The 17,612-nt window shown below is 39.4% G+C and carries 13 protein-coding genes; 7 read left to right on the top strand and 6 right to left on the bottom strand.

Annotated elements, in window-relative coordinates; translation table 11 throughout:
- Positions 1-2 precede the first annotated feature (2 nt).
- Positions 3-500 (top strand): hypothetical protein, encoded by a 498-nt coding sequence (locus tag AAEU29_RS13935; protein ID WP_421973906.1) that lies wholly within the window; start codon positions 3-5, stop codon positions 498-500.
- Positions 501-682: 182 nt separating this feature from the next.
- On the opposite strand, the gene AAEU29_RS13930 is transcribed toward AAEU29_RS13935, so the two are convergent.
- From AAEU29_RS13930 to AAEU29_RS13905, 6 genes are read right to left on the bottom strand one after another with little or no spacing between them, the layout of a single operon-like run.
- The gene (locus AAEU29_RS13930) at positions 683-1,567 is read right to left on the bottom strand and encodes an HNH endonuclease (protein ID WP_335989186.1); all 885 of its coding nucleotides are present in this window, start codon (positions 1,565-1,567) and stop codon (positions 683-685) included.
- Entirely contained in the window at positions 1,564-3,141 is a 1,578-nt protein-coding gene (locus AAEU29_RS13925; protein ID WP_421973905.1) for an AAA family ATPase, read from the bottom strand. The genes AAEU29_RS13930 and AAEU29_RS13925 overlap by 4 nt, the downstream gene beginning before the upstream one ends.
- Before the next feature lie 2 nt (positions 3,142-3,143).
- A complete protein-coding gene (locus AAEU29_RS13920; RefSeq protein ID WP_421973904.1) occupies positions 3,144-6,044 on the bottom strand; it encodes a type I restriction endonuclease subunit R in 2,901 nt (966 codons plus the stop codon).
- 24 nt (positions 6,045-6,068) lie between these two features.
- The gene (locus AAEU29_RS13915; RefSeq protein WP_421973903.1) at positions 6,069-7,319 is read right to left on the bottom strand and encodes a restriction endonuclease subunit S; all 1,251 of its coding nucleotides are present in this window, start codon (positions 7,317-7,319) and stop codon (positions 6,069-6,071) included.
- On the bottom strand, positions 7,282-8,859 hold the full coding sequence (locus tag AAEU29_RS13910; RefSeq protein WP_421973902.1) for a type I restriction-modification system subunit M: 1,578 nt from the start codon (positions 8,857-8,859) through the stop codon (positions 7,282-7,284). The genes AAEU29_RS13915 and AAEU29_RS13910 overlap by 38 nt, the downstream gene beginning before the upstream one ends.
- Positions 8,860-8,873: 14 nt before the next feature.
- Complete coding sequence (locus AAEU29_RS13905) at positions 8,874-9,746, bottom strand: WYL domain-containing protein (RefSeq protein WP_498049601.1); 873 nt, start codon at positions 9,744-9,746, stop codon at positions 8,874-8,876.
- A gap of 89 nt (positions 9,747-9,835) precedes the next feature.
- On the opposite strand from AAEU29_RS13905, the gene AAEU29_RS13900 reads away from it, so the two are divergent.
- The 6 genes from AAEU29_RS13900 to AAEU29_RS13875 all read left to right on the top strand — a co-directional run bounded on the left by AAEU29_RS13900 (position 9,836) and on the right by AAEU29_RS13875 (position 17,409).
- A complete protein-coding gene (locus tag AAEU29_RS13900; RefSeq protein WP_421973900.1) occupies positions 9,836-11,128 on the top strand; it encodes an exonuclease domain-containing protein in 1,293 nt (430 codons plus the stop codon).
- Between the two features lie 490 nt (positions 11,129-11,618).
- Positions 11,619-12,686, top strand: coding sequence for a nucleoid-associated protein (locus tag AAEU29_RS13895; protein ID WP_421973899.1), 1,068 nt, complete (start codon positions 11,619-11,621; stop codon positions 12,684-12,686).
- Complete coding sequence (locus AAEU29_RS13890) at positions 12,687-13,697, top strand: GTP pyrophosphokinase (protein ID WP_421973898.1); 1,011 nt, start codon at positions 12,687-12,689, stop codon at positions 13,695-13,697. It begins immediately after the preceding gene.
- A 533-nt stretch (positions 13,698-14,230) separates the two neighbouring features.
- Entirely contained in the window at positions 14,231-14,794 is a 564-nt protein-coding gene (locus AAEU29_RS13885) for a recombinase family protein (protein ID WP_421973897.1), read from the top strand.
- Between the two features lie 3 nt (positions 14,795-14,797).
- Positions 14,798-15,238: a VPA1267 family protein gene (locus AAEU29_RS13880; protein WP_421973896.1), complete on the top strand. Its 441-nt coding sequence runs from the start codon at positions 14,798-14,800 to the stop codon at positions 15,236-15,238.
- The gene (locus tag AAEU29_RS13875) at positions 15,235-17,409 is read left to right on the top strand and encodes an AAA family ATPase (protein ID WP_421973895.1); all 2,175 of its coding nucleotides are present in this window, start codon (positions 15,235-15,237) and stop codon (positions 17,407-17,409) included. Before AAEU29_RS13880 ends, AAEU29_RS13875 begins: the two co-directional genes overlap by 4 nt.
- The last annotated feature ends 203 nt before the right edge of the window (positions 17,410-17,612 follow it).

The raw sequence follows: 17,612 nt of genomic DNA, 5'->3' as shown, positions 1-17,612 counted from the left end.
TCATGGCTTTTGTAACAGACAATAAAGAAACGATTCTAGCGATTATCGATGGTTGGAGTGGTAAACTTACTTATGAGCTTCTTTCTAGCAAACTTCAATCAGAATTGGGCTTAAAACGTCCTCCATCACGGCACACGTACACAAAGCATGATGAGATAAAACATGCTTTTGACTTAAAGAAAGAAGAGCTTAGAAACAAGAAATCAATTGCTATTGAAGAGGCTAAATCGATATTCGATAGCTCCGACAAGTTGAGTCATCTTATAGAAAAATTGGACAACGATGATGCAACTATAGCTGAGCTTATCAAGCGAGTTGAGAAGTTGGAAAACGAGAATGAGAGGCTTAATTCAGAGAATAAAAGGGTAATTGGTGAAAACAATATTTTGCTCGAAAGGTTTGCCAGGTGGCAGAACAATCTTCAAAAGATGGATGGTGTTGATATGAATAAGCTCGCAGCGACAATTGATACTGGGTTACCTGCCAAAAATCGAGATTAAGTGTATCAGAATACTTACCCAGATAACGTTATCTGGGTAAGGTCAATCCTAGTCAGAAAACACTTCACTGTTAAGCACGGCACGACTAAGCGAGGTAACTACCAGTGTAATGGCTTAGTTGAATTAATGTGGTCTCATAAAATGCAATTTGTATAAGGCACGCCAGTCAATAGCGTGCTTTTTTATTCGAAAAACGATGCTGAATTTGCTAGGCATTGGTACATTACTTTTTTCCAATGGTTAGGAAATTGATTTGAGTTCACTATAGGCATTAGATTTGAGTTTATGAACTCATCTTTTATCGCTTGAGCTGACACATTTGGAGCCAATCTAATAACACTTGCTTCAAAAGCTCTTTTTTGGTCAATAATTTCACTTAAATGCTTTCCTGCTTCCAGGCGATATCGATTACTCAAATCAAGTTCGTTAAAATGATTTTCAGCCCTATTTTTATCTTCTTGACTCCAAACATCAGGACATTGAACGTAGTAACGTAAAGCGCCGTCATTTTCATTAATGTATTCTGCATATACCCACTGTTCCTGAAAAAAGATATCTTTATCAACATATGGGTGAATGGCTTGCTCTTCTTCAACGGTCGCGTATGCTTGGCCTTTTTCACCCATATTACAATCACGACATGATGGCACTAAGTTAAGAGGCATTACTGAAAACTCAGGGAAGTGGGCTTTAGGTAAGAAATGATCTAAATTCTTGGTGTGACCAATATCACCGCAAAATGGACAACGCTCACCAGAAGAAACTAGTAATGCATCGTAATAATCCCTTGCAGGTTTATCTTTATTCCGTAAGTTATTTTCATATAAATTAATTAGCTTTGTTTTGGTGAGATGACCTATAACAGGCGTAGTATTAGCTAATGGAGTTACTCTTGGGTAGGTATACAAGTTACCCGTCAAACTTAACGCTTGATATTGTCGCTCTTTCGTATGAAAGGTTGGAAAAACTGAAATGAAGTTATTGCGAACATGTATTTGCTCCATTCCTTCTGCACATTTATTCAACATTTCAGTAAACGAGATACTTGGTAGGTTTAACTTCTTCATCCTATCGTTCTTGCATCCCTACTTAACACCATTGCCTTTAACACTGTTCGTCCCTCTAGACCTATTTGCCCCTTATACTCATCTAATATTTCCTCATATGAGGCTCCAGACTCAACAGATTTAGTTAGTAATGAATGATATCCAGAGTTCGATACTTCGAGCACGAAAACTTCGCGAGTCAACACGCCCAAATTTTCTCCAAACGTTTCAATATCAGGCCTTTCTGTACCTATGACTTCCCTTGAGCGAATAACTTTCCATACGCAGGATCTAGGTATTTCTTGTAAAACAACTGGGGAATGTGTTGCGATGATGGCTACGCCATTCTTGACATAAAGAAGGTCACTTAATGTACGCAGAAATGCAGAGAGCAAGGGGGGGTGTAAATGACCTTCTGGCTCATCTAATAAGACTAGCGATTTTTCACCAACTGTGTCGACTAATCTTGTTATAGTAAATAATACAATTGCATGGCCCGAACTCATGCGCTTTAGATAGCTTTGTATATCTTGAAAAAAAAGTTCTTTAAAGTCATCACTATCGACTTGGGTGTTAGGGTGATTTTCTCGTAAATTAGCATACCGAGTATTTAGGATGCTCAGCCCCATGTTTTCGAAATTTTGATCGCTACTTAGTTTTTCAATCGCATCAAGCCAAAGTCTTTTCTTGTCGTCTTTACGTAAACAACCGATTAGTGCCGAAATGAAATCTTTGCGCAGATCTTCTAATGAATTTAATTCATTACCATTTACTCTGCTTTTAAGCCCAATATAAAAATACTTCGTACCTTTGGCTGGATCGGGTTGTTCTTGTGGTGGAGTAAATGGATCAAAAGCGCTAAAAGACACAGAAACTAGAGACCGGAAATATCCATTTGGAATTCTAGACTCAGTAAAATGATTATTTTCAGTAAAATAGTAGTTATCATTCCCAGGTTCGGTTATCGCGTTAATCATTCCGTTTAAAATAGTTGTTTTGCCACAACCGTTACGTCCGATAAAAGCATGGATATTCGTACTGGGAATTGATCCGACTTTCACTCCGAATGGTATTTTCAAATCGCAAAATCCATCTAAGCCTTGTCGCACAAAATTAAAGTCAAAATCGGATAATTCAGCTAAGCCTTGGAGGACCCTTGAGAACTGGCCATGCACGTCCGATAAGGTAACACCACGGAAAAGAGATGTATTTAGTACCTCTTCATCTTCAATTTCTTTTAACTTTTCTGGCTTATATACAATGTCTTGCAACGCAGATAGAAGGCTAATTTTAAGCTCGGCACTGAGCTTATTTAGATTTTTGTAATATTCAGCATCTGTACCTAACGAAAAATATTGATCAGTTAGTAAAGAAAAGGCCTGACCTAAAGTTGAGTATGTGCTTGTCTCTGTTGTCTGCCCTTTGTAAGCAATCTTCACATTACCAATGTCGTGCTTTATTCCTGCACCATCAAAAACAGTTAAATAAAACATTGTTACAAAAGAGTAGTCGTTCCAGTTATCTACACTCAAATAAGCCGTATCTACAGCTGTAGTAGGAGCACGCCCATAATTATTTACAACAACAAAATTCATCCCTACATCCCACCATAAAACGTGTTTACAAAACCCTTAAACTTCTCGGCAAGCCTTGGTATTACTTTCTTGCGTTGCAATACGCTAGGTGGCTTTTCCATCGTTGCTACTATGTCTTCACGCAGTGGTTCTTGATTGTTGAATATCATGCGTTCGACTAGTTCTTTTACGTTTTCTGGAATAAGGTTTTCTTCCTCAGCCATTTGTTGAGTGGCTTTTTCTTTTTCTACTTCCCAGTAAACTGCAAACGCGTCATCTACTTCTTCGGCTGACTTCACTTCTGGTAAGTTTTCTCGGATGAATTTATCAATTAACTCTTGTTTGCTGCGAAGGTTAGGATCACCACCAATAACCTGCATAAGCGCTTTATATTGATACTGATATTCTTCTTCAGTGTCAGTCTCTTTGAGTTTGCTAAGCAGATTTAAGATGTAGGCAACGTTTACCTCATCCATCGCCAGTAGCTCTAGTTCAAAGTCGACTTCTTCGAGAATAGATTCTTTTTCAGGTGCAGTATTAGTCTTAACTTTGTCATAAAGATCAAGGTACTTGCTCTTATAGTCTTCGAACCCTTGTTCACTGATGTCTACGTCATCAAACTCAAAGTCGGCAAAGGTTGAAAGCACGTTACGCAATCGCATTAATTCCCTAAAGGCTTTAACGTATTCCAGCTCCATATGCTCATCTTGCAACGAATCAACACTATCTACCTCTGGCGCAATCTTTTTAAGCTGCTCTAAAGCCTGATTAAACAGCTTAAGGAATTCTTCATACGGCGGCATTATCACCGTATCTCTGGCGTCTTTATTTGAGAACAGTGCTAAGGCTTCGTCTGTGCGCTTTTTCAGGTTACGGAAACAAACAATATTACCCTGAGACTTTTGCTCATTCAGAATACGGTTAGTGCGTGAATACGCCTGAATCAACCCGTGATATTTGAGGTTTTTATCAACGTATAACGTGTTAAGCGTTTTACTATCAAAGCCGGTAAGGAACATGTTCACGACTAGCAGAATGTCGATTTTTCTTTCCCGAACCTTTTTTGAGATATCGTTGTAGTAGTTATAAAACGATTCGCTGTCTTTCGTGGTATAGCTACAGCTGAACATCTCGTTGTAATCGCCAATGAACTGTTCTAGCTTATCTCGGCTATGGCTATATGCGGCCTGAGGTTCGGCAACTTTATCCAACACGGCCTCATCTAAGCCATCAGCGTCTGGGTCTTCTTCATTGGCAGCATAGGAGAATATCGTCGCAATTCTCAGGTTGTGTTTACCTTCAGCCTTTTTCTTGGCAAACAGCTCATAATACTTAATTAAGGCAGGTACGCTCGACACACAAAACATGCCAGTAAATTCTTGGCTATGCGTTTTGCGTTTATGCTGAGCAATGATGTAATCAGTGATCTTTTCCAACCTAACATCAGATTCCATCAGCTCTTTGGTATCAATGCCTTCAACCTCAATATCCACCTCATTAGCGCTGTCTTTCTTCTTATAGCGGCCAACGTACTCAATATTGAATTTGAGCACGTTCTCATCCTTAATCGCATCAACAATGGTGTACTTGTGAAGTGGCTTATGGAATAAGTCTGTCGTGGTGTATTTACGAGATGATTTTGACACCGCATTCTTTTCCAGAATAGGTGTACCGGTAAAACCAAACATTTGATGATTAGAGAAGAACTGAGTGATCTTCTTATGGGTATCACCAAACTGACTGCGATGGCATTCATCAAAGATAAACACCATATTCTTGTCTTGCACCGGTTCCATTCGTTTAGAATAGCGTTTATGGCTAATGGCGTTATTGAGCTTTTGTATGGTAGTAACAATCAGTTTGGTATTACGTTTTTCATTAACTTTGTCCGCTGGAATTGGCGCGTCAGTAAACTGATCCACTAACAACTTAGTGTTATCAGTGCTATCAACACAACCTTTAGCAAAGCCATTAAATTCTTTACTGGTTTGATAGTCGAGGTCTTTACGATCAACCACAAATACCACTTTATGGATGTTGCTATCGCCGGTAAGAAGTTGTGCTGTTTTAAACGAGGTTAGTGTCTTACCTGAGCCTGTGGTATGCCAGATATAACCGTTGAGCTCATCAGTTGCTTGATTCTGAGCTTTTAACTGTTCACGCTCTGCAACTCGTTCAATAATCGCTTCTGTGGCATAGATTTGATACGGACGCATCACCATCAAAATGCGGTCAGTTTCATTCAACACCACATACTTAGTGATCATATCTGTTAGGTGTTGAGGCGTTAAAAACTCGTTGGCAAACTCAGTTAATTCTGTAAAACGCTCATTTTTAACATCGGCCCAATAGAAGGTTTGTTTAAAGCTTTGTTTGCGATTATTGGCGTAATATTTAGTGTTTACGCCATTAGAAATAACAAATACTTGAACATACTGAAATAAGCCATCTTCAGCCCAATAAGAGTGACGCTGGTAACGGTTAATTTGGTTAAACGCCTCTTTAAGCTCTAGTCCTCTGCGCTTAAGTTCAATTTGAACCAGCGGCAAGCCATTAACCAGTATGGTAACGTCATAACGGTTTTTATAATGGCCTTCTACCGTTACTTGCTGAGTTACTTGGAAGTGATTCTTACTAAAGTCATCATCAAGAAACCGAACATAACCAACGGTGCCATCATCCTTGTTGATTTGTAGCCTATCACGTAGCGTTTTCGCTTTATCAAACACATTACCTTTCGATAGGGCATTACGAATTTGCTTAAGTTCGTTATCGCTAATATCAAAGCCATTAAGCTTTGAAAGCTGCTTTTTAAGATTAGCTCTGAGCGATTTAACATCGGTAATGACGGCTTTTTCAAAGCCGCCTTTAACGAGCTGTGCTACTAAGTTATTTTCTAATTCTTGTTCTGATTGATAGGCCACATTAATTCCTTGTACTTCTAATCCTTATACAAACATCTGCTGCAACAAGCCTTTTTTAAAAGTTTGAGTCAGTTCAATTTGCTGGTTTACGGCATCGAGCTTTTTATCAAGAGCTTGCAGAAAATCCGCTATTTTCTGCTGTTCTTCAGCACATGGAGCGATAACTTTTACATCATGAAAAAACTCTGTAACACTGACGTTCAACAAACCGTGATTTCTCGCACCTTCTTGAGCAATTTTGTTTATTTCTCTATTTAAGTTACCAGCTTCAAAGTATTGCTCCCAGAACTCATCCTGCTGTTCTCCGTGAGACTTAAAGCAGATATAAAGTGTCGATACGACGCCTTTATCATAATTATTTAGGCGTTTAATTGCGCCCATTGGGTAGCCCTTTGAATAGCTTTTGTTATAAGCAAAGTCACCTTTTTCTAACAAGTAGTAACCAGTAACATCATTGGCAGATACAGACTTATTAAAATACTTTTCTTGGTTAATTAACCCTTGTTGAGCGGAGATGGTTAATACATTCTGATTGTCTTCTTTGTTTTTACGAGTAACCCGCTCAAAAACTTGCTCAAATCTCTGCTCTTGCCAATCAGGAAAGTCACTACCATTATCATCTTTGAACCGGATTTCTTGCTTGAACAGCTTTTGCATCACGCCTTTTTTATATTGAGTCAGTAAGGCATACTTTTCCTTAAGTAGGCTAATTCTTTTGTCGATAAGATTGATTGAGTGTGCAACTCTTGATTGTTCTGACAAACTAGGCAAATTAACTCGAAGCCTATTAAATTCTTTTTGCCCAAGAGTTTTGTTGCGGCCTGCGCCACCAGGGGAAGCCATTTCTAAAAGGTACTTCCCCTTGTTCGTTAAAAATAGCCAAACTAAATAATCCAGCGTAACCTGTTCTTTTTTTGGCTTATACATAGGAAACCTATGGGAAGCAATTTTACCTAATTCCTGCTCGGTAGTTTTAGCTAAAGCTTGTTCCCATGCAAAAACAATATTTACAATAAATAAATCAGGTTCTAGCCAAAAAACACGTTTATTTCCGATTTGTTCTTTACTTGTCTTTTCTTTATGAAAAATTCCTTTCCCCCAAGATCGAATTCCTATTTCCGTGTACTCAATGTCATCTTTTAATTCCACTGGTTTCGTTATTCTAGTGGTAATATCTTCAATTTTTTTCGACTCATAGTTGCCAAAAAACTCAGGAAATCTCAATTTAGGAAGATTGTTAGCTTGCACCATTACCTCCAAAAGGAGCTTCGACATTTAGCTCTTTACAAAACGCAGCTATTTCCGAATCTACTTCTTTCATCGCTTCTTCAATATTAATTAAAGCTGTTGATGTTCCATCTAAACATATAGGCTCCTCTTCTTGGAATGTATCAACATACCTAGGGATGTTTAAATTAAAGTCATTTTCATCTTCAATTTCTTCAATAGATGCAACATATGAAAATTTATCTATATTTTTCCTCTTAACGAGACAACTAGTAATTCTTTCAACATCTTCTTCTGAGATTAGGTTTTGATTAGTTGCTTTTTGGAAATAAGCACTTGCATCAACAAATAAAATATTATCTTTATTCTTTCTGTTTTTACTTAGCACTAAAATACATGTTGGTATTTCGGTGCCATAAAAAATATTGGCTGGTAAACCTATTACCGCATCTAAGTAATTCTTATCTTTGATTAAATGCTTACGAATATGACCTTCAGCAGCACCTCGGAATAGCACGCCATGAGGCAATACAACCGCCATTGTGCCGTCGTCATCTAGTTGATGAACCATATGTTGCACAAAAGCAAAGTCTGCTTTTCCTTTTGGAGCCAATTTACCGTAATCCTGAAAGCGTTCATCTGTCAGAAAACCTGAAGATGCACTCCAATCAGCAGAAAATGGAGGATTAGCTACCACTGCTTCAAATCGTTTTTCAATATGATGCGGCTGCTCCAACGTGTCATCTTGTTGAATATCAAATTGACGGTAATGCACACCATGCAAGATCATATTCATGCGAGCAAGGTTGTAGGTACTAGGGTTAGACTCTTGACCGTAATAGTTACCAACTTCTTTTACTTCTTTCGCTACCCGCAGTAATAATGAGCCTGAGCCACAGGTTGGGTCGTAAACGCTTCGCAGTTTGTCTTTACCCATGGTAACAAGCTTGGCTAGAAGCTTGGATACCATTGGCGGGGTATAGAATTCACCGGCTTTTTTACCCGCACCAGAAGCGAACTGACCAATTAGATACTCGTATGCATCACCTAGTACATCGATTTCTGTTTCGTGGTGTAGAAAATCGATATCATCTAAGTGAACAAGGATTTTTGAAATCAGCTCGTTTTTGGCTTTTTCTGTTTTGCCCAGCTTATTTGACGTTAAATCTAAGTCATCGAAAAGACCATTGAAGTCATCTTCTGATGCCGTTCCCATAGTGCTTTGTTCAATATGGTTAAGCACTTCAGACAACGCTTCTAGGATAAACTCACCGTTTTCACCTTTTTGAGCAAGCACATGGAAAAGCTCACTTGGCTTTAAGAAGTAACCTAAGTGGTCAATGGCTTCTTCTTGAATAGCTTCTAGATATTCCTTGCCTTCATCGGTGTTTTCATCAATAGCATCAAACTTAATACCATCCTCTTTTAATAGCTCGTCTGCATATATATCCATACGCTCAGACAAATACTTGTAGAAGATAAACCCTAAAATGTAATCACGAAATTCATCAGCACTCATGTTGCCACGTAAGGCGTTGGCAATATTCCATAACTGTTTTTCGAGTGCTTTTTTGTGTTGTTCAACCATCTTGGTTACTGTTCCTAGTTAAGTTGTTGGCCTGGTGCTATTGAGAAGTCGATTAGGTCGACCAGGCTGTTTTTATTCTTCAAATACAATTGGTACTCATCGCCAGTTAACGTTGCATTGTCTGTACAATCAACATTCCATTGGCGGAGTAAGTAATTTGCTAAAGCGGCTCGAACCTCAAGTTCAAGTATGCCCTTTGTCATGCCGTAATCCATTTCAATGGCCTTGCTATGGCCAAGCCTTGGATGAGGTACTAGCTGTAATTCACAAAGCGTATTCCAAGCTGTATCCATGTCGGCCAGTTCATTACTTTTAGGCTCAGTTTCTTGCAGTTCGATACGCTTAAATCGCGTGCAAACAAAATCCCGAAACTCTTTGCTCTTGCGGTCATAAGCTCGCACATGCCAACGATGACCGTTATTAACAATGGCATGTGGTACTAACTCCCGTTTGGTTGCACCGCTGCTAAGAGACTCATATTCGCACCGAATCGCTGAATTCGAGTAAATCGCTCGCATAATGGCCGAAATGATTTCAGCGTTTGGGTGAACTAATCTAATCGCATCAAAACATCTTGGAGATTCCTCTTGTGGCAACGAGAAACCATCTCCAAAGCCTTTTGCCAATGTTCTAAGCACAGACTCGGGATCGTGCTCGAAAATGGCTCTGAAAGCGTCTGAGCGCACATATCTTTTATTTTCATGCATGAGCACAGCATTGTCTGGTGCTAATTCTCTATATAGAGAAAGATCGCGAGTACACGAAGCTAAGCCAGTGCCAAATTTTTGTATCAAGTCAGCCCTTGCTATTTGACCAAAGAATTCAAGGCTATAGTCAATAAAAGCTAAGCGTTCGCGTTGTGCATGGTTCAGATTTTCGAGCTGCATACTTTAATAAAACCAAGTTTTAATCAAAGTACATTAGCTTAATCAGAGTTAGGGAGCAATCATTTTGATGTAATCATTTTGATTATTTTGTGGTTGATGGTGTAGGCTATTTAATAATTGATACAACAGAGCTCAGAACATTGATGGAACCAGAATATAATTCAGGCAACCTCAACTCACTAATCAATGATTATAGGCATATAGTAGTCGTAGACATTGAACATACATGCGCTATGGACGGTTCGATCCCACCTGAGGAGCGGGAGACAATAGAAATCGGTGCTGTACTTCTTGATACTTGTTCATTACAGATAATTGATGAGTTTAGTTGTTTGATTCGCCCAGTTATCCATCCGAAGTTAAGCAAATTCTGCACAGAGTTAACAGGGATCACACAGTCTGAGCTAGATGTTGCAGAGCCATTTCCAAAGCTGTTCGCGAATTTCATCGACTGGTTACCTAGCGATGCTGAATATATTTTTGCTACTTGGGGGGCTTACGACTTAGTGCAACTTAATATCGATTGTGCATCGCATGGGATGCCAGAATTTTCCCCGTCAACAACCTTAAATTTAAAAATTGCATTTAAAGAAGCTCGCAATTTAAAGAAAAAAGTGGGACTGAAACGAGCGCTGGAAATTGCAAATCTTTCATACGAGGGAAATCATCACCGAGCTTTGGATGATGCTAAAAATACGGCGAAGCTTTTGCCGTTGATTTTTAATGATAAAGAGCGGCCAGGAATTTATGAAGCCACCATTAAATTTGAAATAAATGAAGATTCATTAACGATGGATGAAATTGACGACAGTCTTTTTGATGTTGGGTTTGATGACGCAATTGTCAGCCATTCAGGCGACGGAAAAGTTGCAATCGAATTGAGTCGAGCGGCCACTAGCTACGCGGATTTGGTTGAATCAGTTATGGCCAAGGTAAAGAACGCTATCCCCAGTGCAAAAGTCATTCGGGCTTCGCGTGACAGTTGGCAAACAAGCCAAAAGCAACATACAAATCCTTTCAAGAACAATGGCCTAGCTAACTCCGGTGTAGACGTAACGACTTCTCGAATTCGCAGCAGAAAAAAGCTTGAATCAATTGCTGAAATTGACGACGGCTATATTGTCGATATTCCAGATGACAAGGAGATGCTGCATCCTGCTCGATATTTCGAGGCTCTGTACTTACAGAAACTTCGAGCCCAAGGACTTAGTAATAATGACCTCAGCAAGATGTTAGGCCTGTCGGTCGAGCAATTCGATGACTTTCTTATAGAGAAAATAAGCGTAACACTTACTTTGGCTAAACGGCTTGAGGCAGTGACTGGTATGCCAAGTGAGTTCTGGTTACGCACTCAGACCAAATTTGATAAATCACGCAAATAGGATGATTGGAGATCAGAATTAAGGCTTGATTGTAATATCCGAGATCAGAATCAAGGCTTGATAATAGTATCCGAGATCAGAATCAAGGCTTGATTGTAATATCCGTGATTAGAATCAAGGCTTGATAATAGTATCCGAGATCAGAATCAAGGCTTGATTGTAATATCCGTGATTAGAATCAAGGCTTGATAATAGTATCCGAGATCAGAATCAAGGCTTGATAGTAGTATCCGAGATCAGAATCAAGCTTTATTTTAATATCGGTGATCAGTATGACTCCTTTTGTTAATGAAAAGTGAACATTGGAAATTACTTATTAGATCAATTTACATCTGCCTTTTTGACATTTGAAACAGGTAGGAGTAGCGTAACTAACTATTATAAAAATTGTAGACAATAGACTTCTACAAGTATAAAAATATACCATTTATAATCAATAGCTTGACTTTATTTAGTTGAATAATTAGTAACGCAAGGAGTGGCGTCGTAAATGTCTTTTACTTTCGACAACCTTAATTTCCGTAGAATCATTCTCCACAATGTATACAAACCCAATGACGAGGGGCGAGTAGACCCTTTTCCAAGCAAGGCATTAACCATTCTTGATGCAAATGGATTAGACAAGTTACAGCAACGTATTAGCAGCGTCCTTGGTAACGGTTCACACAGTCTGCAAATGGATATTGCGCAAGATGGGTCAACCAGTTGCTTTCATTGCGCCACGAGATTACTAACCGATGACGACTCGGGCTTCATCGACAATTCAGTTGAAATTGCTGAGTTACACACCACCGCTCATACTAGTAAAAATTGGCCGGGTGGGACTCTGGTTATAATTGACGGAACTGCCGGAGCAGCTAATAAGCGGTGCTTATTCATTATCAAAGCAGAGCAGCAAGCAGGATTCTTTGAAAAAGAAGATGGTAACCAGGTTATCATGGAGTTTCTTGACAGTCTGATACTTACGCCACAATCAAAACTGTACAAAGTTGGTGTGTTTGTTGAAATTGATGGCGCAAGTGTCGGGGAGGATATTAGGAATTCTGACGACTTTGAAGCTTATGTTTTTGACAGTAACATCAAAGCAAAAGATGACCGCAAGGCAGCAAGATATTTCTACTCAGGCTTTTTAGGGTTGAGAATACCAGAAAACGCAGAGCAGAGAACTCGTGACTTTTTTGAATACACCAAAGGCTTTATTAATACAGCCGATATAACAACTGAAACCAAGGTAGACTTGCAACAGGCTCTACATACTTACCTGAAAACAGACCAAAGCAATATCATTCAGAGTAGCGCCTTTGCAGAGCAGTTCATGGATGAAGAGCTTCGGGATGACTATGCTTCTTATATGGAAAACAAGAATTTTCCAATAACAGCCATTGTTAAAGATAATGCGCTAATAAGGCGAAAACTACAGCACCGGAAAATGAACTTTTCTTCCAGTGTGAAACTTACAGCACCAGCCGATGCATTTGATGAGATGGTTCAGGTTATTGAAGTTACTGATGAATATACCACCCTGCAAATAAAAGGCAGACTGACAGAGCAAGAATAAATGAACCGCGAAGATTTCATCAAACTATACGAAGCTGAGCGTCCTATGTATGAGGCGTGGGCAGACTTTGTGCTAAATGAAATCAATAGTGCCATATTATACCATGCGGGGTCACAAGCTGCATATTTGGAGTGGGTTAAGATCCCCCCTTCGCAAAGGGTTAAGCAGGTTGATTCATTAGTAACCAAGGCTTTTATTAGAAAGCGCAACAAATACAAGGACCCATACAAAGAAATAACCGACAAGGCAGGTATCCGCTTTGTCGTTTTGCTTACCTCGCAATTGACGCTACTTTCAGACATCGTCCAAAGCTCAACAAACTGGACCTACTCAAAGGATAGGGAGTTTGACGAGTGGAAGGGTGATGACCCTAGAATCTTTGATTATCAGTCGGTTCATTATATTGTCTATGCTGCTGAAAACATAACCCACAAAGGGGTTGAGATAAAAGCAGGAACCCCGTGCGAGGTTCAATTGCGGACACTACTACAACACGCCTACGCCGAACTCGCGCATGATACTATTTATAAAGGCAACATAGTCACCACGCCAGAGGTGCATAGAACCTTTGCTAAAAGCATGGCTTTGATGGAAACCACCGATGACCTGCTATGCAGCGCCAAAGAGGCCCTGGAAAGCGCAACGGCGGATATTAATTTATGGAAAAGCATCATTAATCGAGAAGCGCAACAGCGACTCAGCGACATTCAGCTAATAGATGACAGCAAAAGTGCCGACCACGTTCTCAGCAGTCTTGATTGGCTACTCCAGAAAACCTCAACTGAAGAATTTCAAGCTTTTCTTGAAAGCCCTGAATATGGCTATGTTTGCGACAGAATAAGAAACCGGCAAGATGGGGCCGTTGAGTACAGGCATCCATTTGTTTTGCTAATGTACTTCTTATCAAAGCGATTCCGCTCAATCCTGCATCGAAAATGGCCTCTGGACTTAGAGTTACTGGAAGGTGTGTACAGTGACTTAGGTTTAGTTAAACCATGGGCAGGAACTTGAACAAATCAAAAAAGACTTGTTCAACGGTTAATTAAAATAAGTGAATTGAAGTTTATTAAAAGCGGTTGTGGTCTCATTTTATTCGAATGAATTTTTGGCCTTACAGATCATAAAAAAGCCTTAATTCAATATTAGAGTACATCACCAAGGCTTCATCCTAATTCCGCGATCAGAATGAAGGCTTATTCTAATAATCTTGAGCAGATTCCAGGGTAACTAAATAACATACGCAAAGATTGCTGTAAGCAAGCCTTCGTCAATCAGAAATAAGCCTTTATTCTAGTATTATATTCTGAACACGGAATATATAAACCCAAGCATTCTCTATTTGCTCATTATGCAGCTAAGAATCCAAATTGTTTAATCACTGGAAGAGCTTGCTTGCATAGTTACACATATGTGTTGATCTTATGGTGAACTAAAGTTAATTGATGGTGTAAGTTCATGAACTAAATTCATATTTACTATTTAAGTTTATAACCTGATTTAGTTGTACTAAACTTATAACTTAGGTTCATACTAGGGAGCTATAGATGGCACTAATAGGATATGCGAGGGTTAGCACGCAAGAGCAAGACCTTGAAGCACAAATTGATGCATTAGAGCATCATGGTTGTAAGAAGATATTTTCGGGTAAGCAAGGCGGTAACTCTTTGGATAACGTAAAAAAACTTGAAGAACTGCTCGATTACATCCGTGAAGGTGATGTTGTTTGCGTTACAAAGCTTGATCGTTTAGGGCGAAGCCTAAAAGGGATTATGACTTCAATCGATGATATTCATTCAAAAGGTGCTGCTCTCACAACCCTCGACGGGGTAATAAATAGTGCAGATGATTCGCCATTCGGTAAAGCAGTTCTTCATGTTATTGCCGTTTTTGCTGAATTAAACAAAGGCTTGATCATTAAAAATACGACTGAAGGGCGTGAACGGGCTATTGCTCAGGGCAAGCATATGGGCAGACCAAAGACTATTCCTGATTCTGATAGGGAAAAGATCCGCAAGCTAGTGCAATCAAAGAAGAAATCTCAGAACCAACTCTCAAAGGAGTATGGCGTTAGCAGGACAACGATAAGGCGCATCGTAGAGGGAGGTTAATATATGAGTAAAGAAAGAGGTCAACGTAACAGAAATTTATTCCTCGCTTGGGTAGCAGAAATGAAATCGAAGGAGTCGCCTAATTGGTTGGATTATTGGCATGGCAATACGTTAAGCCCCAAAAAAATTGCAGATGAACTTGGCTTTGATTCTTCTGCATTTAAGGAAAAAAGAAATAAAGGGCTCTTTGATTTGTTGCAAGACCTTAAGCAAGAACTTGCTACATCAGGTGTCTACCAACAACGAAAGACCAATCTGCCTCTCGACAAAGAGGTAATAGCAGTAAACAAAGATGCTGAAGAAGACATAAAAGACAGCGCCAAAGTCCGTGACCTTAAAAGGATAAACCGCAGGCTACAAAATGAAAATGCAAAACTAGCTGCTGAAGTTGCCAAGCTATCAGAGTTTAAAGATGTATTGATTGAAATGGGTTTGTGGAAATGAAGAGTAGCGCTTATCTGGTGAGGATAACCAGAATATATCAATACCGCCCAGATAATGTACGATTGGGGGCTGTTTTTGTTAATCAAAAAGCAGGCGCGCACCGTATCGAGATTCTGACCACGCAAAATAAGCTGAATATTAATCCAAAAGTCGGTCAACAATGGAAAATCCTCAAAGAACAAAACTTCAGTATTAGACAGCAGCAAGTAAGCACGGACGGTTATGTCGATGTTTGGCGATTTATGGAGCCTACACTGAAATGTGTGATGCCAGATAACGGTGCTGGCTTCGTAGCCTTTTTAAGCTCTGAAAAAGCATTTGAAGGTATCGGTAAGGTTAGCGCTCAACTACTTTGGTTAGAGTTTCGAAGCGATATATTCGACATTCTAGAGTGCGATAAATATGCGCCATACGAAAAAGACCAATCAAAAACCAACTTTCAAGTAGTCAGGGAAGTTCTGCTGAGCGACAAAGCCGTGCATGGGCTATGGGAGGGCTATAAAGAGTATTCAAATTTAAAGCACTCAGCGCAGTTCGTTAAGTGGGAAATAGAAGCACCTATACAGCGCCAACTTTTTAGATTCGCCGATCAGGATGCAATCAATTTTATTACACAGAATCCATACCGATTGTTTTCACTGGGAATGCGATTTCACAAGGTAGACGCTATTGCCCAAAAGCATTTCGCAATTAAACGGGATGATGAAATCAGACTGGTAGCCATCGTTGAACAAGCATTGAGATTATGGAGTGATCAGGGTAATACCGTCGCAGATTGGCAAGATATTAAATCATGTGTCTCTAGGTTGTTGAATAATGACAAGCTGCTAGTTGCAAAGGCATGTGAACTAGATGGCGATATCGTAGGCTTTGTTAAACAAAACAACCAATATTTCGTTTCTGGCAATTATATATTTGAGAAAACCATTTCTAAACGGCTCGGTAAACTCTCTAAGATACAGCAGACGTGGCAAAGTAGTTTAGAAGAGGCTTATGCGTCTTCAATACCTGATGGATGGACGTTAGAAAAAGCTCAAGAACGTGCAGTAAGGACTGCTTTACTCAGCAATGTATTTGCACTCACTGGTGGTGCTGGAACAGGTAAGACATTTACCACAAAGCTTATTGTCGATGCTTATAAAAAGCTAGGCTATACGATATACCCTGTAGCGTTATCAGGAAAGGCAGCTCGTAGGCTACAACAATCAATCGGTTTTGAAACGAAGACTATTGCAAAACTTTTGCGCGAATCAGACCTTGATGAAAATAAGGCAGTACTGCTAGTAGATGAAGCTTCCATGTTGGATGCATATACCATGTGGCGTTTGGTTACTTTGTTTTCTGATAAGACTCGGATTTTGTTAGTTGGTGACCCTTATCAACTTCCTCCAATTAATGCGGGATTTATTTTAAATGATGTCATTAAAAGTGGTGTAATAAAACATGTGGAACTTGATGTTGTAAAACGACAGGGAATAGACAGTAGTGTGCCTAGATACTCCAATGCTATACGGCAAGGCATAATTCCAGAGTCATTAACTACCGCAGATATTACGTTCCAAGAATCAACAGGCGACATTTTGCAAGATGCCGTAACCGCCTACTCTGAGTATGACAACGCCATGATAGTCGCTCCTACAAATGATACGGTAAGAAAAGCAAACATCATGCTGCAAGGTGTTGCGAACCCAAATGGCAAGATTCTTGATCTTACGGATATGCCAATTCTCAAAGGAAGCTATGACTTCAGGGAAGGTGACCCGATTGTCATTACCCTAACCAGTTATAAACACGATGTTCAGAATGGTACGCTGGGGGTCTTAAAGTGTGCTGAACCTACAGATGAATATGCTTGTGTCGTTGAACTTGAAGACCTTGATGAAAAAGGTAATAAACGCTTGTTAGAAGTGGATTGGCAATTATTTGAATATATCGATCTTGCTTACTGCTTAACCTTGCATAAATTGCAGGGGTCACAAGCTCCGAATGTGATTGTATTGCTTGAGCTAGGAATATTACTCGATCGAAGTTGGCTATATACGGCTGTAACAAGAGCAGAAGATAAAGTACATATTATTGGTAAGGAAACGGATTTTCGTTATTGTGTTAACAAACAGGGGGCAGTTGATACTCGTAAAACCGCCTTGGCAGAAATGTTGAAAAATGTTTAAATTTAAGCGTAATTCGCAAAAATACCTCGATTAATCTACATTGTTATTTTTTAATGTTTAAAAATTAATTAGGGTCACTTGGGTGATGTCTTTGTTAAAGCTGTATTTTTTGCACTGTACTGCCCCTGTATTTGTATGATTTGTCTTAGATAACCATTCTGATCAAATAAGATTAGTTAATAAAAAACCAGCATTTGCTGGTT

Source organism: Pseudoalteromonas aquimarina (assembly GCF_049257255.1).
Lineage (GTDB): Bacteria > Pseudomonadota > Gammaproteobacteria > Enterobacterales > Alteromonadaceae > Pseudoalteromonas.
Note: the sequence above shows the minus strand (reverse complement) of the source record. Positions and strands in the feature narration are given on the sequence as shown.

Excerpts from the sequence above, each read along its gene's own strand:
- AAEU29_RS13935 (WP_421973906.1), top strand. The coding sequence starts at position 3 with ATGGCTTTTGTAACAGACAATAAAGAAACGATTCTAGCGATTATCGAT.
- AAEU29_RS13910 (WP_421973902.1), bottom strand. The coding sequence starts at position 8,859 with ATGGTTGAACAACACAAAAAAGCACTCGAAAAACAGTTATGGAATATT.
- AAEU29_RS13915 (WP_421973903.1), bottom strand. The coding sequence starts at position 7,319 with ATGTCGAAGCTCCTTTTGGAGGTAATGGTGCAAGCTAACAATCTTCCT.
- AAEU29_RS13875 (WP_421973895.1), top strand. The coding sequence starts at position 15,235 with ATGAAGAGTAGCGCTTATCTGGTGAGGATAACCAGAATATATCAATAC.
- AAEU29_RS13885 (WP_421973897.1), top strand. The coding sequence starts at position 14,231 with ATGGCACTAATAGGATATGCGAGGGTTAGCACGCAAGAGCAAGACCTT.
- AAEU29_RS13925 (WP_421973905.1), bottom strand. The coding sequence starts at position 3,141 with ATGAATTTTGTTGTTGTAAATAATTATGGGCGTGCTCCTACTACAGCT.
- AAEU29_RS13895 (WP_421973899.1), top strand. The coding sequence starts at position 11,619 with ATGTCTTTTACTTTCGACAACCTTAATTTCCGTAGAATCATTCTCCAC.
- AAEU29_RS13930 (WP_335989186.1), bottom strand. The coding sequence starts at position 1,567 with ATGAAGAAGTTAAACCTACCAAGTATCTCGTTTACTGAAATGTTGAAT.
- AAEU29_RS13905 (WP_498049601.1), bottom strand. The coding sequence starts at position 9,746 with ATGCAGCTCGAAAATCTGAACCATGCACAACGCGAACGCTTAGCTTTT.
- AAEU29_RS13890 (WP_421973898.1), top strand. The coding sequence starts at position 12,687 with ATGAACCGCGAAGATTTCATCAAACTATACGAAGCTGAGCGTCCTATG.
- AAEU29_RS13880 (WP_421973896.1), top strand. The coding sequence starts at position 14,798 with ATGAGTAAAGAAAGAGGTCAACGTAACAGAAATTTATTCCTCGCTTGG.